At 45.7% G+C, this 18,307-nt stretch carries 18 protein-coding genes and 1 tRNA gene; 4 read left to right on the top strand and 15 right to left on the bottom strand.

Features of this window, described 5'->3' with window-relative positions; genetic code table 11:
• Nucleotides 1-148: 148 nt before the first annotated feature.
• The 3 genes from H8R94_RS07965 to H8R94_RS07955 are packed head-to-tail and all read right to left on the bottom strand — an operon-like array spanning nucleotide 149 to nucleotide 4,291.
• Nucleotides 149-2,047: an ABC transporter ATP-binding protein gene (locus H8R94_RS07965; RefSeq protein ID WP_186854347.1), complete on the bottom strand. Its 1,899-nt coding sequence runs from the start codon at nucleotides 2,045-2,047 to the stop codon at nucleotides 149-151.
• A 1-nt stretch (nucleotide 2,048) separates the two neighbouring features.
• On the bottom strand, nucleotides 2,049-3,806 hold the full coding sequence (locus H8R94_RS07960; protein WP_186854346.1) for an ABC transporter ATP-binding protein: 1,758 nt from the start codon (nucleotides 3,804-3,806) through the stop codon (nucleotides 2,049-2,051).
• Nucleotides 3,806-4,291, bottom strand: a complete 486-nt coding sequence (locus H8R94_RS07955; protein WP_186854345.1) for a MarR family winged helix-turn-helix transcriptional regulator — start codon at nucleotides 4,289-4,291, stop codon at nucleotides 3,806-3,808. Before H8R94_RS07955 ends, H8R94_RS07960 begins: the two co-directional genes overlap by 1 nt.
• Nucleotides 4,292-4,593: 302 nt before the next feature.
• On the opposite strand from H8R94_RS07955, the gene H8R94_RS07950 reads away from it, so the two are divergent.
• Nucleotides 4,594-5,157, top strand: coding sequence for a TetR/AcrR family transcriptional regulator (locus H8R94_RS07950; RefSeq protein WP_118281452.1), 564 nt, complete (start codon nucleotides 4,594-4,596; stop codon nucleotides 5,155-5,157).
• A gap of 60 nt (nucleotides 5,158-5,217) precedes the next feature.
• On the opposite strand, the gene H8R94_RS07945 is transcribed toward H8R94_RS07950, so the two are convergent.
• From H8R94_RS07945 to H8R94_RS07920, 6 genes are all read right to left on the bottom strand, one after another.
• A tRNA-Pro gene (locus H8R94_RS07945) sits at nucleotides 5,218-5,291 on the bottom strand.
• 93 nt (nucleotides 5,292-5,384) lie between these two features.
• On the bottom strand, nucleotides 5,385-6,326 hold the full coding sequence (locus tag H8R94_RS07940) for an ROK family glucokinase (protein ID WP_186854344.1): 942 nt from the start codon (nucleotides 6,324-6,326) through the stop codon (nucleotides 5,385-5,387).
• Between the two features lie 43 nt (nucleotides 6,327-6,369).
• Nucleotides 6,370-8,412, bottom strand: coding sequence for a transglycosylase domain-containing protein (locus H8R94_RS07935; protein ID WP_186854343.1), 2,043 nt, complete (start codon nucleotides 8,410-8,412; stop codon nucleotides 6,370-6,372).
• A 45-nt stretch (nucleotides 8,413-8,457) separates the two neighbouring features.
• On the bottom strand, nucleotides 8,458-9,309 hold the full coding sequence (locus H8R94_RS07930; protein WP_118281449.1) for a DUF3737 family protein: 852 nt from the start codon (nucleotides 9,307-9,309) through the stop codon (nucleotides 8,458-8,460).
• 32 nt (nucleotides 9,310-9,341) lie between these two features.
• Nucleotides 9,342-10,511: a MalY/PatB family protein gene (locus H8R94_RS07925; RefSeq protein ID WP_186854342.1), complete on the bottom strand. Its 1,170-nt coding sequence runs from the start codon at nucleotides 10,509-10,511 to the stop codon at nucleotides 9,342-9,344.
• Between the two features lie 113 nt (nucleotides 10,512-10,624).
• Nucleotides 10,625-11,161, bottom strand: coding sequence for a stage V sporulation T C-terminal domain-containing protein (locus H8R94_RS07920; protein WP_118281447.1), 537 nt, complete (start codon nucleotides 11,159-11,161; stop codon nucleotides 10,625-10,627).
• 116 nt (nucleotides 11,162-11,277) lie between these two features.
• Here H8R94_RS07920 and H8R94_RS07915 point away from each other — a divergent pair, with 116 nt between their 5' ends.
• The 3 genes from H8R94_RS07915 to H8R94_RS07905 are packed head-to-tail and all read left to right on the top strand — an operon-like array spanning nucleotide 11,278 to nucleotide 13,865.
• Nucleotides 11,278-11,883, top strand: a complete 606-nt coding sequence (locus H8R94_RS07915) for a hypothetical protein (protein WP_118535461.1) — start codon at nucleotides 11,278-11,280, stop codon at nucleotides 11,881-11,883.
• Nucleotides 11,864-13,231: a hypothetical protein gene (locus H8R94_RS07910; RefSeq protein WP_186854341.1), complete on the top strand. Its 1,368-nt coding sequence runs from the start codon at nucleotides 11,864-11,866 to the stop codon at nucleotides 13,229-13,231. The genes H8R94_RS07915 and H8R94_RS07910 overlap by 20 nt, the downstream gene beginning before the upstream one ends.
• Nucleotides 13,221-13,865, top strand: a complete 645-nt coding sequence (locus H8R94_RS07905; RefSeq protein WP_186854340.1) for an energy-coupled thiamine transporter ThiT — start codon at nucleotides 13,221-13,223, stop codon at nucleotides 13,863-13,865. The genes H8R94_RS07910 and H8R94_RS07905 overlap by 11 nt, the downstream gene beginning before the upstream one ends.
• Before the next feature lie 33 nt (nucleotides 13,866-13,898).
• On the opposite strand, the gene H8R94_RS07900 is transcribed toward H8R94_RS07905, so the two are convergent.
• From H8R94_RS07900 to H8R94_RS07875, 6 genes are all read right to left on the bottom strand, one after another.
• Entirely contained in the window at nucleotides 13,899-14,312 is a 414-nt protein-coding gene (locus H8R94_RS07900; RefSeq protein ID WP_118281443.1) for an EamA family transporter, read from the bottom strand.
• Between the two features lie 83 nt (nucleotides 14,313-14,395).
• A complete protein-coding gene (locus tag H8R94_RS07895; RefSeq protein ID WP_158573040.1) occupies nucleotides 14,396-14,554 on the bottom strand; it encodes a hypothetical protein in 159 nt (52 codons plus the stop codon).
• Between the two features lie 42 nt (nucleotides 14,555-14,596).
• Nucleotides 14,597-16,003 carry a sodium-dependent transporter gene (locus tag H8R94_RS07890; protein WP_186854339.1) on the bottom strand — a complete coding sequence of 469 codons (1,407 nt, stop codon included), beginning with the start codon at nucleotides 16,001-16,003 and terminating at the stop codon, nucleotides 14,597-14,599.
• 136 nt (nucleotides 16,004-16,139) lie between these two features.
• Nucleotides 16,140-16,916 carry a DUF134 domain-containing protein gene (locus H8R94_RS07885; protein ID WP_118281441.1) on the bottom strand — a complete coding sequence of 259 codons (777 nt, stop codon included), beginning with the start codon at nucleotides 16,914-16,916 and terminating at the stop codon, nucleotides 16,140-16,142.
• A gap of 127 nt (nucleotides 16,917-17,043) precedes the next feature.
• Nucleotides 17,044-17,337: a hypothetical protein gene (locus H8R94_RS07880; RefSeq protein ID WP_118281440.1), complete on the bottom strand. Its 294-nt coding sequence runs from the start codon at nucleotides 17,335-17,337 to the stop codon at nucleotides 17,044-17,046.
• Between the two features lie 391 nt (nucleotides 17,338-17,728).
• Complete coding sequence (locus tag H8R94_RS07875) at nucleotides 17,729-18,223, bottom strand: DNA-deoxyinosine glycosylase (RefSeq protein WP_186854338.1); 495 nt, start codon at nucleotides 18,221-18,223, stop codon at nucleotides 17,729-17,731.
• Between the last annotated feature and the right edge of the window lie 84 nt (nucleotides 18,224-18,307).

Raw genomic sequence — 18,307 nt, 5'->3', positions numbered from 1 at the left:
ATCCAAGGGCATAGTTAGACTTATTCTATTTCCATATCGACCTATCCTATTCAAAACTTTACCTTTTTCTGTAAAATTATCTTCCACAGCAAATAAAAACCATGCCGGAAGCACAAAGCCCCTGACATGGTTCCTATGGTCATTTCTATTATGCGTTCACGATCTTTCCGGTATATAACTGGTAGTATTTACCGCCCTCGGCGATCAATTCGTCGTGGTTACCGCGCTCAATGATACGTCCCTGGTCTAAGACCATGATACAATCACTGTTTCGGATCGTTGACAGACGATGGGCAATGACAAAGGTCGTTCTGCCTGCCATCAATTTATCCATACCATCCTGTACGATCTTCTCTGTTCTCGTATCGATCGAACTTGTCGCCTCATCAAGGATCAGTACCGGCGGATCTGCAATGGCTGCTCTAGCGATCGCCAAAAGCTGTCTCTGCCCCTGACTCAAGTTAGCACCGTCACCGGTCAGTACCGTATCATAGCCATTCGGCAGTTTGTGAATAAAACTGTCTGCATTGGCAAGTTTTGCTGCTGCATGCACTTCCTCATCCGTTGCATCCAGTTTACCGTAGCGGATATTATCCGCCACCGTACCGGTAAAGAGGTGGGTATCCTGCAATACGATACCAAGTGAATGACGCAGATCATCTTTTTTGATCTTATTGATATTGATACCATCGTAGCGAATCTTGCCGTCTGCAATATCGTAGAAACGGTTGATCAGATTGGTGATCGTCGTCTTTCCGGCACCGGTCGCACCGACAAAGGCGATCTTCTGTCCCGGTGTCGCAAACATCTTGATATTGTGCAATACCGTCTTGCCCGGTTCATAGGCAAAATCAACATCATCAAAGACCACATCGCCTTCCAATTTTACATAAGATGTCGTGCCGTCTGCCTGATGGTAATGTTTCCAAGCCCACATACCGGTACGCTCGCTTGTCTCAACGATCTGTCCGTTTTCTTCCTTGGCATTGACCAGAGTAACATAACCTTCGTCATCTTCCGGCTTTTCATCCAAAAGTCCAAAGACACGTTCTGCACCCGCCATAGCCATAACGATAAAGTTCAACTGCTGGCTGACCTGCATGATCGGCATATTCAGACTCTTATTAAAGGTAAGGAAACTTGCCAGACCACCCAGGGTAAAGCCGCCAAATCCACCGATAGCAAGGATACCGCCGACAACGGCAACGATCACATAACTGACATTACCAATCTGTGCATTGGCAGGTCCCAACATATTAGAATACATATTTGCCTGATAAGCACTGTCAAAAAGTTCATCATTCAAGGCATTAAATTTTTCGATTGCTTCTTCCTCGTGGCAGAATACCTTGACAACCTTCTGGCCGTTCATCATTTCCTCGATGTTACCATTGACACGTCCCAGGTTTCTCTGCTGCTTGCCAAAATATTTGCCGGAATTTCCTGCCAAGAACTTTGTCACCAAAAGCATGATGGCTACCATGCCAAGTGTGACCAGGGTCAGCGGGATACTCAGTCTGATCATGCAGACGATAACACCGATAACGGTGACGCCGGAGTTGACCATCTGCGGAATACTCTGGCTGATCATCTGACGCAGGGCATCAATATCGTTGGTATAGATGGACATGATATCACCGTGCTGATGGGTATCAAAATAGCGAATCGGTAATTCTTCCATATGAACGAACATCTCATCACGCAGGGCGCGCAGTGTACCCTGTGTCACCTGTGCCATGATAAAGTTGTAAAGGAAGGCACATACCACGCCCAGTGCGTAAAAGCCTGCCACGCGTCCGATTGCTGCCAAAAGTGGTCCAAAGTCCACACTGTGTGCTTCGACCATCGGTGTAATGTAATCATCGATCAAATTCTGCATGAACATGGTTCCCTGCAAAGAACAGAGCACACTTGCCAGAATACATACTAAAACAATGATCAAATGGATGCCGTACATCTTAAAGATGTAGCGTGCCAGTCTGCCCATAATATGTTTGTTTACCTTGAGGCTTCCCTTGCCTCTCGGAGCCGCCTGTTGTCTTGGCATATTACTCACCCTCCTTCTCATCAAAATCGCCCGAACCGCCGCCGGTCTGGGATTCATATACATCACGATAGATCGCATTGCTTTCCAGTAATTCCTCATGGGTGCCAATGCCATCAATGCGGCCATTATCCATCACAACGATACGGTCTGCATCCTGTACGGAGGAGATACGCTGTGCGATGATCAGTTTGGTCGTACCCGGGATCTCCTCACGGAAAGCCTTACGAATCTTGGCATCTGTCGCCGTATCGACCGCACTGGTACTGTCATCCAAGATCAATACCTTGGGCTGCTTCAACAAGGCTCTGGCAATACAAAGTCTCTGACGCTGTCCACCGGAAACATTGCTGCCTCCCTGCTCGATATATGTATCATAGCCGTCCGGGAAACGCTCGATAAACTCGTCTGCACAGGCAAGTTTACAAGCCTTTTGGCACTCCTCGTCCGTCGCATTTTCACTTCCCCAGCGCAGGTTCTCATAGATGGTTCCTGAGAAAAGGACATTGTTCTGTAAAACAACAGATACCTGATTACGGATGACTTCCAGATCGTAGTCGCGCACATCAATATCGCCGACCCGGACTTTTCCTTCCGTCACATCATACAGACGCGAGATCAGGTTGACCAGTGTAGATTTGGCACTACCGGTTCCACCCAAAACGCCGATGGTCTCACCACGTTTAATATGAAGGTCGATATCTTCCAACACAAATTCTTCTGCATCCTTTTTGTATGCAAAATTGACATGATCGAAATCAATATCTCCGTTTGGCACTTCCATGACCGGATTTTCCGGATTCACGATCGTTGCTTTTTCATTTAAGACTTCTGCCACACGGTTGGCATTTGCCACACTCATGGTGATCATAACAAATACCATAGAGAGCATCATCAGACTGCCCAGGATATTCATACAATAGGTAAGCATACTCATGAGTTCACCTGTGGTAAAGGTAGAGGTCACGATCATCTTTGCTCCCAGCCAACTGATAAGCAGGATACAGGTATAAACCGTTGTCATCATGACCGGTGCATTGCAGGCAAGAATACGTTCTGCTTTTAATAAGAACTTGTAGATATTTCCACTTGCCTTCTGAAATTTTTCTTTTTCAAAATCTTCTCGCACATATGCCTTAACAACACGGATACCGGAAATATTTTCCTGCACGCTGGCATTCAAGTCATCATATTTCTTAAATACATAATCGAAGATCTTGGTCACGCGTGAAATGATCAAAAAGAGGACACAAGCAAGAATCAAAACTGCGATCAGATATACACTTGCCAGACGCGGGCTGATGTATAAGGACATGATCATGGCAACGATCAGACTTGCCGGTGCACGCATACCCATACGCAGGATCATCTGATAAGAGTTCTGTAAGTTTGTCACATCGGTTGTCAGTCTGGTGACCAGACCCGCCGTAGAATATTTATCGATATTCTCAAAGGAGAAGGTCTGGATATTGGCAAACATGGATTTACGCAGGTTTCTGGCAAATCCGGCAGACGCCCTTGCTCCGTATTTTCCTCCCATCATACCAGCCCAGAGTCCAACGAGGGCTGCTAAGATCATGTAAGCACCGATGACAAAGATATGGTGCATATCTCCCTTGTTGACACCTTCATCAATGATGGATGCCATCAATAGCGGGATGACCATTTCCATTGCCACTTCCACAAGCATAAAGATCGGTGTCAGTATCGAATCTCTGGTAAATTCTTTTACCTGTGCAAGTAATGTTTTTAATACATGCATTATTTTTTCCTTTCCTTTCCTATTTTTTCTCCATCGGAAGCGATCTCCGCCTCCAGTTGTTTCTTAATCTGGCTCAACATGGCAAAGAGATCTTCCTTTTGTTGTTTGCTCAGCCCGACCACCAGTCTTTCTTCCATGCTGTCAATACTGATCTCAATATTGTCATGGAACTTAATCCCGGCCTCGGTCAGTTCAATCTTTTTCAGACGGGCATCCCACTCCACAGAAACACGCTTGATGTAACCGTTCTTCTCAAGACTCTGTAAGGCTGCTGTCACAGAGGACTTTGCCATATGAAAATCAGCCTCCATATCCTTTTGAAAAATCTCCCGATCCCTGTGATGATAAAGATAACCGATCATCCAGCCATGTGTGGCTGTGACCGTATCCACACCGGCATTCAGGATGCTTTTCTGCCAGATATTCTTATCCAAAAGACGACTTAATTCTTTGATCTGATAGCCTATCTGTTCTTCATTTCTCACTTTCTCCTCCTTGATGCCAAGCACCCGTTTCTTAATCTTTGTTAATAGTTCAACACCAAACTGTTCGTTTCTGAACTGTTCGGTTTCGAACTATTATAGAGCGATTGCCTTTTCTTTGCAAGAGGATAATTTCTACAAAAACTTATTTTTTCTCCCTTGTCTCTTGGTCAAATTGCCATAAGCCCCTGTCGGATTCTATACATTTCTTTTTCTTATGATACTTTCTACTCACTTGTTGTATATTTGGGCAAAATAATGTATAATGCCTATATTATTATTTGCAAAATGCAGGAGGGGTACCAATGGAACACACAAGCAAGGACTTACGTGTCCGCAGAACACTGAAAGCCATTCGTAGTGCATTTTACGAGTTGGTATTGACCAAGAACTATTCTGACATTTCCATTACCGAGTTGACAGATCTGGCTGAGATCAACCGCAAGACATTTTATTTACACTATTCTTCTTTGGACGATCTGGTCAAAGAAGTAGAGCAGGAGATCGTAGACCACATTTTACAAAATGTCCGCATGAGTGCAGAGCAGATGGATGTTGCAGGCTGTGTCGACAATTTTTATCACTATCTGGATGAATGTGATGAGGTACAGCAGAAACTCCTCTGTGATTCCCATTATTATTTCTTCTATGAGGATGTCACAGATGCTGTGTTAAAGAGCAATGCCTTTTCCAGGTTCTTTGAGATGACAAAGCACCCGGATATCGTTCGTTCTTATTCAATCTGTATTACCTTTATCTACCGTAACTGGTTAAAGAACGGCAGACCGATTCCGCTCGACGAACTCATCGAATACGCCAGCATGATCATTGCCAAAGGCTACAGCGGCATCATCGAAAAAGAAGCCTAAAATTCTTACATAGACAAACGAAACCCCACAGATCTGATACAATCTGTGGGGTTTTTAAAATCGGCGCGACAGGATTTGAACCTGCGACCTCTGCGTCCCGAACGCAGCGCTCTACCAAACTGAGCCACGCGCCGTCTTGTATATGCAAGACAGTCCTTATCGTGAACTGCCTTGCTATTATAATACATCTAAAAATAAATTTCCAGCCTTTTTCCTAATTTTTTTCATTAAGATAAAAGCATACGAACGGCTCCATAGATACCGGCGTCATTTCCAAGCGTTGCAAGTACGATCGGTGTGTCCTTGCAGGCATGGAAGACCTGTGCCTTAAACGGCTCCTGCAAAGCGTCGATCAGAATCTGTCCTGCGCGGGATACACCGCCTCCGATGATAAAGGCATCCGGGTTGACAACGCAACCGATCTTTGCCAGCGTTGCGCCAAGCATACCGCAGACCTGGTCAACCACGTCGCAAGCCACCTTATCTCCTGCTCTTGCACAGTCAAAAACATCCTTTGCGGAAACAGCTTCCCCAAAAGTGCGAAGTTTACTGCCTTCTGACGTTCCGGCAAGGGCACGCTTTGCCATACGTACGATACCGGTTGCAGATGCATACTGCTCAATACAACCGTAATGACCGCAGTTGCACGCCTCGATCTCCTGCTCATTGACAACGATATGACCGATCTCTCCTGCGGCTCCGTTTGCTCCGGTAAGGATATTGCCGTCGATGATGATACCACCGCCAATACCGGTTCCCAGTGTTACCATAACAATGCTGTTGTAGCCTTTTCCACTGCCCATCCAGTTTTCACCCAGGGCTGCCACATTGGCATCATTTCCAACTTTTACTTTCATACCGGACAACTTGCCCAGTTCCTCAGCCAGCGGTACGATATCCCAGCCAAGATTGACGGCACGGTTGACCACGCCATCCTTGTCTACGGCTCCCGGTACACCGATACCGATACCCTCAACCATATCCTTTGTCAGATCATTTTCTACCATCTTGCCATGTACTGTGGCTGCGATATCCTGTAAGATGTGTGCGCCTTTTTCTGTCGTATCTGTCGGGATCTCCCACTTTTCCACTAAGGTGCCATCCATCTCGAAAAGTCCCATTTTGATCGTAGTTCCGCCTACGTCTGCGCCAAATCCGTATTTTTTCATGCTATCTTCCTCCGTCTTTCTCACTCATGCCTTTCATTGTATGTCATTCGCCCGTCTCTGGCAAGGCATTTTCTGTTGTATCCGTCTGTCCCAGATCGGTCAGGGTCTGATCCAGCGGATGCACAAAGTCGATCGGCTCCAATCCCTCATGCAGCCAGGACATAAAGGAGTACCAGATCTTGCCCGGATAGGTGCCTCCGCCCAGTCCCGGCACTTCTTTTGGGATGTCATAGCCCACCCAAACACTGGTCGTATAGTATGGCGTGTAGCCGACGAACCAGCCATCCTTGTTATCGTTGGTCGTTCCCGTCTTACCGGCGCATGGCATATTGCCAAGTGAATAGCCCCGTCCGGTGCCGGAAGTGATGACCGTCTGCAGCATATCCGTCATCTGACGGCAGGCGTTTTCTTTATAAACGACACTGGCGGTCTGGTCTGCCTGATAGAGCACCTGTCCATCCGCATCCGTGATCTTGATGATACAGGTCGGATTGCGGTAGCCGCCATCATTTTTGATCGTTGCATATCCCTTTGCCATTTCCAGCGCAGATACCCCATTGGTAAAACCGCCCACAGATGCCGGCAGACGCTTGTCATTGGCATCCAGATTGGAAAACTGCATGGATTCCAGATAGGAGATCCCCACTTCCGGTGTGATCTCTTCAAAGATCTTCCAGGCAATCGTATTCTTGGAAAGGGCAACCGCCTGCCGGAGGGTCATTGCCCCGGAATAAGTACCATCGCCATTGACCGGTCCATTCTCGATCGGTTCGTCGACCACAATGGTATCCGGTGTATAGCCCCGCTCCAATGCCGGCGTATAAACAATCAAAGGCTTGATCGCACTTCCCGGCTGTCGGAAACTCTGAAAAGCGCGGTTTAATGTATAGCCCTCGACATCATCCTGACTGCGCCCGCCCACAATAGCACGCACCATGCCGGTCGTATTGTCAATGCAGACCGATGCCCCCTGCAAGGTATAGATACCCTCATCATTTTTTTCATCAAAGCCACCTAAAATATAGTCGATCGATGCCTGCAGCCGGCTCTGCGCCTCCAGATCCAGTGAGGTATAAATGCGGTAGCCTCCGGTAAATAATTTGGCATTACATTCATCATAGAGCGTCTGATACTCGCGGTCGTAGGCTTCTTTTTCCGCATCATCCGAAAATACCGTCTGAAACTCAAAGCCCTCCAGTTCCATCAGCGCGCGGGTCGCACAATAATAGGTAAAGGTCTCCGCGTAGTTATTCTTGATCTCATCCTTTTGCACCGTCTCGATCTTTTCCGCCTTTGCCGTCTCGTAGGAATTTTCCGAGATGACCTTGTCTTCCAGCATGGATTTTAAGATACGATCCCGTCTTGCTTCCGTCTTATCCGAGTTGGTCAAAGGATTGTATAAGGTCGGATTGTTGGGAATGGCGCACAGATAGATCATCTGTGAAAGGGACAGATGGCTGACATCTGTGCCAAAATAGCCCTGCGCCGCCGCCTCGATCCCATAGTAACCATTGGCAAAATACACATTATTGAGGTAGAACTCCAAAATATCCTCTTTGGTATATTTCTTTTCCAGTTCTACCGCAATATACATTTCCTCGATCTTTCGTTCCCAGGTCTTTTCGTTGGAAAGAAAGACCGTACGCGCCAACTGCTGGGTAATGGTACTTCCGCCCTGGGTCACCTCACCGTCCTGGATCATGGCGATAATGGCACGCATAATGCCCCGGTAATCAATTCCCTTGTGCTTGTAAAAGCGCTTATCCTCGGTACTGATGATTGCCTGCTTGATGTAGACAGGAATGTCTTCGTATTCTATGTAGTAGACATCCTTTTCCCCTTTGAGCACCGACAGGGTAGTACCATTGACATCGTAGGCAATACTGGTCTGGTTCTTGCGGAAAGTATCCTTGGAGGAATGGGAAACCAGGCTGACCGCCTCCGTTTTCATGGCACTGACCTTGGCAGCATAGCCTCCCGCATAATAATAAGCCACTGCCGCTACCACCAGCAGCATCAATATCATTTGAAATTTTAAAAAGCCCCATATCTTTTGGGAACGTGTTTTTTTCCTGCGTTTTTTCATGCTCTTATTTTACACGTTAGCCCCAAACGACACAAGGCATTAAAATTAGTCTTTTTTACAGATGATCTTTGTCTTTGATGGGTCGACCTTATCTTTTTCCAGGATCAGTTCGTCGATGGATTCTGCTGTGATCTGCCCTGATGTCGGGTTGATCACACTGTCGATCTTGCTGGTGATCTCTGCGTCCACCGTAGAATATTCAAAAGCAAGCGTCGTATGCAGAAGTTTGCAGTTCTTCATGACCAGATTGTCAATATAACACATACCCTGTAAACTCTCGATCGTACAGTTGATCAGTGTCAGATTTTTGGCATTCCAGCCCAGATATTCTCCTGAGATAAAGGAGTCATAGACCGTGATATTTTCACTGTTCCAAAAAGCATCCTTAGACAGGATATTAGAATTACGGATAGTCACATTGTGACAGCCGTCAAAACTATAATTTCCGACCAGATGCAAGCCATCGATCTCCATATTGTCGGTTCCCATGGCAAAATAATCGCCTTTGGCGCTGACCTGGTTCATGACAACATGATCGCAGTTCCAAAGTGTCTCCTCCGCATGTGGGAAAAATACATTATTTAAGGTCACGTCATTGGCGCGGCGCAAATTCTTCGGTGCCTCAATGGTCGTATTGGTCATGCTGATATGATCGGTATACCAGATGCCTGCTCTTGCCATGTCATACCAGGTACAGTCCTTGACTTCGACATTTTTACAATACCAGAGCGGGTATTTCCACTGGAACAATACATGCTCTAAATACAGGTCGGAACTCTCCTTGAGCGGCGATTCACCTTCACCGAATACCGTATCGTATATGTTGACATGATGGGAACCGAATAAAGAACGTTCGCCCTCATAATATGCCTGTCTGATCTCTTTTACATCACTCATTCTTTCTACCTCTTTTGTCTTTTCTATCTTTCTTATCTTTGCTCTTTATAGGATAGGACACCTGCTTTTAAACGTGCCAGTCCATCCAGAAGCGTCGCTTTCGGGCAGGCGATATTAAGACGCAGGAAGGATCTTCCGTCCCCGCGGTACTGGACACCGTGGGAAACAAAAAGTCCGGTCTCCTCGCGCAGATAATCTGCAAATTCCTGACTGTCTGCCGCGATCTTACTGCAATCCAGCCACAAAAGATAGGTTGCCTCCGATGGCAGCAGATACAGATCCGGTATCTGATTTTCCACAAATTCTGCGACTGTTTTCTTATTTTCATAAATGTAATTCCGCAACTGATCCAACCAGTCTGCCCCCTGGTCAAATGCTGCTACAGCCCCTGTCACCGCAAATACATTTGGCTCAGCGACTTCATCCGTATTGATGCCACGCCATACCTTATGACGGATCCAAGGATTTGGCACGACGATAGCAGATGTCTGCAAGCCTGCCAGATTGAAAGTCTTGGTCGGTGCGATACAGGTAATGCTATTATCCCGGCATGTCTCATTTACGGACGCAAAAGGAATGTATTCCTTGCCCGGATCGGTCAGATCGCAGTGGATCTCATCGGAAACCACAAGCACACCGTGCTTGGTACAAAGTTCTCCGATACGCGCCAAGGTCGCACGATCCCAGATGATGCCTGCCGGATTTTGCGGATTGCAAAGGATCATCATGGACGTCTGCGGATCTGCAAGTTTTGCCTCCAGATCTGCAAAGTCAATATGATAGGCTCCATCTTCATAAACCAGAAGGCTCTCCAGTGCATTTCTTCCATTATTTAATATAGAAGAAAAGAAATGATTATAAACCGGTGTCATGACGAGAACATTCTCCGCCGGTGTCGTCAATTTGCGCACAATGGACGAAAGGGATGGCAGGACTCCTGTAGAAAAAAGCAGCCAGTCCTTTTCGATCGTAAAGCCATGGCGTCTGCCCCACCAGTTGATATAAGCATCATACCACTCCTCCGGCAGATCGGCATAGCCAAACACTCCATGATCCAGGCGTTCCTGCAAAGCCTTGCGGATCTCCGGTGCTGCCGGAAAGTCCATATCTGCGACCCACATCGGCAGTTCATTTTCTTTTACATTCCATTTATAACTATTGGTATTTCGTCTGTCTACCACTTGATCAAAATCGTACTTCATCGTAAACCTCCTCTGTTCCTTGCCTATATAGGTTTGCCTGCTATTTTATCAGCACTTTATACTATACCACAACTATAGGATAACAAGGCTACGAATTTTTCTATATGTCCGTCCTAATCTTCCATAATACTGCCCAAAAATTCGGCAGTCGTGCGTACCAAAGTGATCTCCAGGGAAGAAATCTCATCCTGCCCCAAAAGGACAACGGCACCCATGATATCCCCGTGCACATTGACAACGGCAATCGCCTGCTCGGCATATTCCGTCTGGGCTTTGTCAACCAGTGGAATGACATCCTCTGCTTTTTTTGCATGATAATCCTGCCGTCCTGCGATCAGGCTTTCCAACTCTCCCGTGATGGGCTGGTTCTCATATGCCTTCTTGCCATTGCCAGCAGCCGCGATCACATGATCCATGTCTGTGATACAGACCAGTTTACCGGTCGTCTCCGCCAGCACCTTTGCATACTGGGCTGCAAAATTTGCCAGTTCTCCCACCGGAGAATACTTTTTCAAAATGATCTCACCCTCACGGTCCGTATAAACTTCCAGCGGGTCGCCTTCCCGGATCCGCAGCGTTCTTCTGATCTCTTTTGGCACAACAATTCTCCCCAGTTCATCTATACGCCGAACAATACCTGTGGCTTTCATCAACATCTTCCTCCAACATCCAAATTTTCTGTGTTATCACTTTTGCGTTAGTATGTGGAAAAAATGAGAATATATGCTATGATATGAATAGAAAATAACAGAAAGGTTATGACCTTATGAATTTTAAATTACAATATGGCGAAGATTTTGACGAAAATTACCTGAAACGCATCATGGAGATCGACGAGATCGTCTATGCAGAAGATGGTTATGTCGGCGAACTGAAAAACATGGTTGCCCGTTATCTGGTCGATCCCCGACAGTTTGTATGTATCGAAGATACCGAGAGCGGACGTCTGGCGGGATATATCAATTTTATCCCCTGTACCAAGGCGCTCTACGAAGATATCCGCTACCAAAGCGAGCATATCCGCGATGACGATATCAGACCGCAGGAGTTAGAACCCCTGAAACAGACCGGCAATGATCTTTTTATCATATCCATTGCCCTGCACCCGGATTTCAAGGATACCGATGCCATCAAGGATCTGTCCAACGGCTGGATCGACTATCTGAACCGCTTGGAAACTTCCGGCTATCCGATCACAAGCATCACCGCAACCGCCGTATCGCCCGATGGGCGCAAGGCGCTGCACCGCATGCAGTTTGAACAGGAGCGCATCTTAAGAGAGGATGGCAACATTGTTTACGTCTGTGAGGAACAAAACCTCCAAAAACTAAAGAAAAAGGAATTACGATTACATGGCCAATTACGAAAATGATATTTATCTGATGCTCCCGCTGGCGGACAATCAGAAAAACTGGCGTTTGGACGAACTCGGGGTCTTAAAACAGGCATCCTTAGATAAGCAGACAGCATATGCAAGCGTGCCTGATGACTTCTCCCGAAGCCTTTTAAACAATTTACAATCTTATCTGGAATATGAATGCAACAACGTGGTTGTGGATGAGTTGCGAATGGCATATCTGGGACAGTACGAATTTTTACATTCTACGGATGACTATCCCAAGCACGGGGAAGATCCAGATGTGGTCGGGACATCTACTTGCCAGTTGATACTGACGGCACACCAGCCAACCCATATGTATATTCTTACTGTGGTTCTGCCAAAAGATACTGTCAAAGATTTTTCCACCACACAGGTGCTGGATCAGTTGAGCCACGAAAGCCTGTGGATCGCCTGTCCCAAGGATGCCGGGCAATATTTAGGCATCAACACAAAAAAATATGCAGCCATCCCGGACTACGTCGATCTATACGACTACCTCAAGTATAAATACGGACTGCTCAAATGCGGTTCCGGCAAGGCTTTTCTCCTGCTTTCCGATCGCCCGGAAAAGGAAGACGAATTTCGCTGTATGATGGCGGGCGAAACCTACGACAGCCAGCATCAGGATTTCCATATCGCCAGCGACAATATTTCCCAGATCTGTCAGACCAATCATGCACAGTATGACTATTATCAGGTCTATATGTCAGAAATGGTCGTCGCCTGTATCATGGAAAACTTTTCTGAAAATATGGAAGAAAGAATTGATATCACGGCAACTTATGCCTTTATCGTAATCCTCGCCATGTTCCAGAATACTTCGATCGAAAAGGTCAATATGCAGATCTCCAATGCTCTGGCCAATGACGGCGACATTTCCCACCAGGAGATCCTGGGACTCTACCGCAATTTCGGAAAGACTGTCCGTTTCTGGGAAAAGAACAACTATAAGTATTGGGGGACACAACAGGAAGCCCAGTGTATCGTGGAAGCCTTTGGCAATAAAGAACTAAAAGAAACCTACTACGAACATCAGGAATTTTTGGAACATATCGTTGAGTTAAAGGGTGCGCAGACAGAAGAACGTAACGGCACCATCTTAAACATCGTTGCCACCATCCTTGCCGTAATCCAGGTACAGGATTTTGTTGTAGAACTCTTGGAAGGTTTTTACAAAAAAGCCGGAATTGACGTTACATACGCCGGCAGCACCTTTTCTACCCTGATCATCTGCGGTACCTTTTCCTTTGTTCTGGTACTCATCATCATCAACCGTATGCGCAGCAAGATGCGTAAAGGCAGCATGCATATAAAGGAGTTAAAAGACTATGACATCTAAAGAAAAAGGGATTTGGAACAATAAGCCCTTCTGGTGCATCCTTTTATTCGGACTGGCTGTCCTTTGTTCCAGTATCAAAGTTTTGGTCCTGCCACAGGGCGGAAGTCTGACCTATTTCAGCCTCATGATCCTTTGGCTTATGACCTTTATCTACGGACCACGCTATGGTCTGATCGCCTCCGTTTTATTTGGCTTTGTCCGCTTGGGCATCACCCATCTGACCGGAGAATATATCAATCCCAACATCTGGTCTATCCTATTAGAATACCCGATCGCACATGGTGTTTTCTGTCTGGGTGGATTTCTACAGGAACGAGGGCAAAAGAACGATTATACGATTGACGATCACGAACGGATCCAGGCGGAACCATATAAATTACGCATGGGATATGTCATCGGCGTAGCCGCCATGCTCGCCTGCTATGTCATTTCCGCAGAACTTTTCTATCCGCCTTACCGCGATGGATTTTTCAGCAACTTATTTTACAATATCGTCTATGATAGCAGTTATCTTTTGATCGAGGGCAGTTTTTCCCTGCTCCTCTTATGTGTCCCAAAAGTAGCAGATGCCATCTACTACATCAAACATGTGGCGACACACATTGATGAGGATGACACCTTAGAATGTTTCTAAAGCAGGACATCTGCCATCACTTTTCAGTCCAGATTATAAGACCATAACCAGTGTGCCCACGCCGATCAGGATACAACCGATCAAAGATTTGGCTGTAAATTCCTCGTGCAGAAATACAAATGCCAGTACCAAGGTGATAACGACGCTCAACTTATCGATCGGTACAACCTTAGATGCCTCTCCCATCTGCAAAGCCCTGTAATAGCACAGCCAGGATGCACCGGTTGCCAGACCGGATAAGATCAAAAACAGCCAGGACTTCTTGCTGATCTCCGTGATCCCACTCTGTGTATGGGTCAAAAATACCATCCCCCATGCCATAGCAACGACCACCATGGTACGGATTGCCGTCGCCAGATTGGAATTGACTCCATCAATACCGATCTTTGCCAAAATAGACGTCAAAGCTGCGAACACTGCCGAAAGAACTGCAAATACTGCCCACACAAAAATCATCTCCTCTTACTTACATTTAACTTTTCCTCTTATCTGTAAATAATTATATGCCTATTTTTCCAAATGAACAGCGTTTATATAAAATGCTTTTCTTTGCAATAGTGATAGATCTCCTGCTTCTGCACTTCCGCAAAATCTTGGGCAACCTCCACTTCCATATTGGCAATGGCATAATAATCTACCAGATCCCGGTCTTTTGTTGCCAGAGAAACCGGTCGTCCCATCAATATCAAAAAAGATAATCTTAGCCATATCCACTTTCTCCTATGCTTCGTTTAAGCAACCACAGCAAGCAGGCGATCCAAAAGTCCGGTTGACTGTAGGAAGAGAATTACCATGATGAACGGTGCCACATACTTGATCATAATGTTGTATAAATGCTTTCTGGAAAACTTGCCGTTCGGGTGCTCCATCTCCTCTGCGATCCATTTTGGACCGACGATCCAGCCGACCAATATGGTAGAAAATACCGAAATGAGCGGCATTAGGAAACTGTTGCTGATGTAATCCATAATATCAAGTAACTGTCCGGTCGAGCCATTCGGCAATTTGACTTCGACATAAAATACACTGTAGCCCAGTGCGATCACTGCTGTTGCAATCAGGTAAATGATGGTAAGGACGCCTGTCGTTTTCTTTCTCTCAGTGTGAAATACTTCCATGCAGTTTGCCGTGATGGCTTCCAAAACGGAAATGCAGGAAGTCAGCGCCGCAAATGCTGTCAAAAGGAAAAATACCAATCCGATCACATAGCCCGCTTTTCCCATGGTGTAAAAGGTCTTTGGCAGTGCCACGAACATAAGGCTAGGTCCGGCAGACATGCCATCAATACCGGAAAATACAAAGATGGCAGGAATGATCATCATACCGGCAAGAATAGCAACGCCGGTATCCACGATCTCGATCTGTGCAACCGATTTATTGAGATCCACTTCCTTTTGCACATAGGAACCATAGGTGATCATGATGCCCATGGAAACGCTAAGGGAAAAGAACAACTGGCTCATAGCATCCAAGGTGATCTGCAGGAAACGCGATAGCGTCAACCCAGACATATCCGGCATCAGATAGACTTTGAGTCCATCCAGACCTGTCCGCACGGCTCCACTCTCATCCCCTGATCTTAAAGTCAGGGAGAAGATGGCAATACCAACGACCAGCACAAGCAAGATCGGCATAACAAATTTGGAGCATCGTTCAATGCCGCCCTCAACACCATTATAAACGATAAAGCCAGTAAGCAGCATGAAGATCAAGCCAAACCAGACCGATGATGGGTCTGTGATAAAATCTGTAAAATAATCATCCTTTGCTGCAGCCGCAAAATCGCCTGTCAGATAGACCGTAAAATATTTGAGGATCCATCCTCCGATCACGGCATAATAAGTCATAATGAGCATTGGGACGCAGAAAGTCAGAATACCCAGTTTTTTCCATCCCGGCCGCATAGTCTCATAAGCCGCTATGGCGGACTGTCCTGTCTTTCGTCCGATCGCAATATCTGTCGTCAGCAGGGTAAATCCAAAGGTCAGCACCAAAACGATATAGATGATCAGAAACAGACCGCCACCGTCTTTTGCCACTAAATAAGGAAAGCGCCATAAGTTTCCTACGCCTACGGCACTTCCTGCTGCCGCCAGAACAAATCCAATCTGGCCGCTAAAACTACTCTTCTTTTTCATCTTTTTAATTTCTCCTGTTTTTATCGTTATTTTGTATTTTTCCGAAATAGAAAATAACCACTGCGTAAAAATACACAGTGGTTATATTATAGCAAGAATATTCTGTTGTGCCTAGGAATTTCTTCCTTAATTTCCGTTAATTTCCACTACATCCGTGCTTATCTTCGCCACAAGAATGACCACCACAAGAATGACCTTCTCCATGACCATGATGTGAGCACTCTACATTTGGGTTGTATCCCAGATTATTTGCCAAAAGTGCCTCTACTGCTGCATCACAAGATCCTGCCACTCCACCGTACAACTGGATACCAGCCTGTGCCAATGCATTCTGTGCACCGCCACCAATACCTCCACAGATAAGCACATCTACCTTTGCACCTGTAAGAAATCCTGCAAGTGCTCCATGTCCCTGTCCGTTTGTATCCACAACCTGGGTATTTACAATCTTACCATCTTCTACATCGTAAAGTTTAAACTGCTCGGAATGTCCAAAATGCTGAAAAATATTTCCATCCTCATATGTAACTGCGATTCTCATTTGCTTTTCTCCCTTCTCTTGAAACCGGGCACCATACTTATGTCTCTGGCAACCGCCACAATGACATACGTCTTCCTTGCCTTCACAAAGGCGGTAGTCTCCTCCCTCAATACGAAGGGGCATGCCTTCTACGAGTGCTGTCGCAATTTTTGCTCTGGCAGTATTGTAAATCGCCTGCGCTGTTGTCCTTGCCACCTGCATATAACTACTGCATTCTTCCTGTGAAAAACCCTGCTCATCAATCAAGCGGATTGCTTCAAACTCATCAACCGTCAAAACGACTGTTGCCTGATTTTCATCCTGTCCTACAGGCACAAAGTTACATACCTTTGGCATGTGGCATACTTTTCTGCACTTTCTCGGTCTTGGCATGCTACGGCTCCTTTGTTATTGGCATATGCCAGTTAATATTTCCATTCTTACTCTACTCTCATTTATGGCATATGTCAATTACTATTGTAAGTATTTTCCTCTTGAAATGAATATTTTTTACAAATGTTTATCCGTGCAATCCTGCGGACTGACGGATCATATCCTCGACTACGATATCGTAGATTTCCCCGATACTATTACAGTATTCCAAAACCTTCCACGGCTCATTTGTGTGAAAATGTATCTTGATCAGATCTTCGTCTCCTGCTGCGATCAAACAATTTCCTTCAAAATGATCAGTTATATAATCTGCGATCTCATCTTCATCCAGATCCTCATCTCTGCGGTCGATCAGAAGCTGCGTATCATAACGATAGGCAAACTGATCATCCTCTACATCAACACTATGAATCTCTCCCATGTCGTCCTCCTTCATTATCTTTCATTCTTCTGAATAGGAAGATACCACAAAATCATCCTGAGTGCAATTTTTTCCGCTATTGCCCTGTGTTTATGATCCATACGCTTTAACAAAACTTTAACATCAGAAAAATATTTGCGAAACAGGAAGTGTGTATTCTTTCATCATCAAACAACCGTGTAATCCCACACAAAAATTGTTGAAATACGGAAAGGAAGGTTTATGATAATGAAAAAAGTACATTTATAACTATGCTGTTGGGAACACTCGGAGGCCTGCTTTTTGCCATCTTATGCTTTCTCTTAGTGGTAGCGTTATCAGTCTTATCGTACTTGGCATGGCATTTTATATGATCCTCCATGCATCGCGCATACTAAAAAAACAGGTCTGATCATTCCAGCACCTGCTTCCAGATAGAAACCAGTCGTTCCACGGAGTATGCCGCATTTGCCGGGCTGGTGGAGGGAAGCGTAACCGCCTCCATACCAAGCACATTCTGCTGGTACTTCTTAAAATATTTTCCCGAGATTGCACCATTACAGTAAACCCTTTTGATCTGCGATTGCTCAATGATGGGCTGCAGGTCTGTCGGCGTGACATTGCGGATACTGCTGTCGCTCGATCCAATGATATCGCAACTATAGATGGTATCCCAAAGTGCAATATGATTTTCATGCAGCATTTTCTTTTTTTCGTCTATGCTGATTGGGACTTCCACCTGTAATACCGCAGCCATCACTTTCCAGAAACGGTTCTGCGGATGCCCATAGAAAAACATCTGCTCTCTGGATTTCACTGAGGGAAGACTTCCCAAAATCAAAATCTTTGATGCTTTGTCATATAAGGGCGGAAAGGGATGTACGATGTGTTCATAATTTGTATTCATGAGTGATCCTCCAATCCATGCAAATCCAAACGATATATGGTCTGTTCCAGTGTTTCCTCTTCCAGAAACATAATCATATAGATA

This window comes from Roseburia lenta (genome assembly GCF_014287435.1).
Lineage (GTDB): Bacteria > Bacillota > Clostridia > Lachnospirales > Lachnospiraceae > Pararoseburia > Pararoseburia lenta.
This window is presented reverse-complemented; position numbering and strand designations above follow the sequence as displayed.

What these genes read in the sequence shown, in the direction of transcription:
- H8R94_RS07965 (WP_186854347.1), bottom strand. Translation starts at nt 2,047, where the DNA reads ATGCCAAGACAACAGGCGGCTCCGAGAGGCAAGGGAAGCCTCAAGGTA.
- H8R94_RS07960 (WP_186854346.1), bottom strand. Translation starts at nt 3,806, where the DNA reads ATGCATGTATTAAAAACATTACTTGCACAGGTAAAAGAATTTACCAGA.
- H8R94_RS07950 (WP_118281452.1), top strand. Translation starts at nt 4,594, where the DNA reads ATGGAACACACAAGCAAGGACTTACGTGTCCGCAGAACACTGAAAGCC.
- H8R94_RS07940 (WP_186854344.1), bottom strand. Translation starts at nt 6,326, where the DNA reads ATGAAAAAATACGGATTTGGCGCAGACGTAGGCGGAACTACGATCAAA.
- H8R94_RS07935 (WP_186854343.1), bottom strand. Translation starts at nt 8,412, where the DNA reads ATGAAAAAACGCAGGAAAAAAACACGTTCCCAAAAGATATGGGGCTTT.
- H8R94_RS07930 (WP_118281449.1), bottom strand. Translation starts at nt 9,309, where the DNA reads ATGAGTGATGTAAAAGAGATCAGACAGGCATATTATGAGGGCGAACGT.
- H8R94_RS07925 (WP_186854342.1), bottom strand. Translation starts at nt 10,511, where the DNA reads ATGAAGTACGATTTTGATCAAGTGGTAGACAGACGAAATACCAATAGT.
- H8R94_RS07920 (WP_118281447.1), bottom strand. Translation starts at nt 11,161, where the DNA reads ATGAAAGCCACAGGTATTGTTCGGCGTATAGATGAACTGGGGAGAATT.
- H8R94_RS07915 (WP_118535461.1), top strand. Translation starts at nt 11,278, where the DNA reads ATGAATTTTAAATTACAATATGGCGAAGATTTTGACGAAAATTACCTG.
- H8R94_RS07910 (WP_186854341.1), top strand. Translation starts at nt 11,864, where the DNA reads ATGGCCAATTACGAAAATGATATTTATCTGATGCTCCCGCTGGCGGAC.
- H8R94_RS07905 (WP_186854340.1), top strand. Translation starts at nt 13,221, where the DNA reads ATGACATCTAAAGAAAAAGGGATTTGGAACAATAAGCCCTTCTGGTGC.
- H8R94_RS07890 (WP_186854339.1), bottom strand. Translation starts at nt 16,003, where the DNA reads ATGAAAAAGAAGAGTAGTTTTAGCGGCCAGATTGGATTTGTTCTGGCG.
- H8R94_RS07885 (WP_118281441.1), bottom strand. Translation starts at nt 16,916, where the DNA reads ATGCCAAGACCGAGAAAGTGCAGAAAAGTATGCCACATGCCAAAGGTA.
- H8R94_RS07880 (WP_118281440.1), bottom strand. Translation starts at nt 17,337, where the DNA reads ATGGGAGAGATTCATAGTGTTGATGTAGAGGATGATCAGTTTGCCTAT.
- H8R94_RS07875 (WP_186854338.1), bottom strand. Translation starts at nt 18,223, where the DNA reads ATGAATACAAATTATGAACACATCGTACATCCCTTTCCGCCCTTATAT.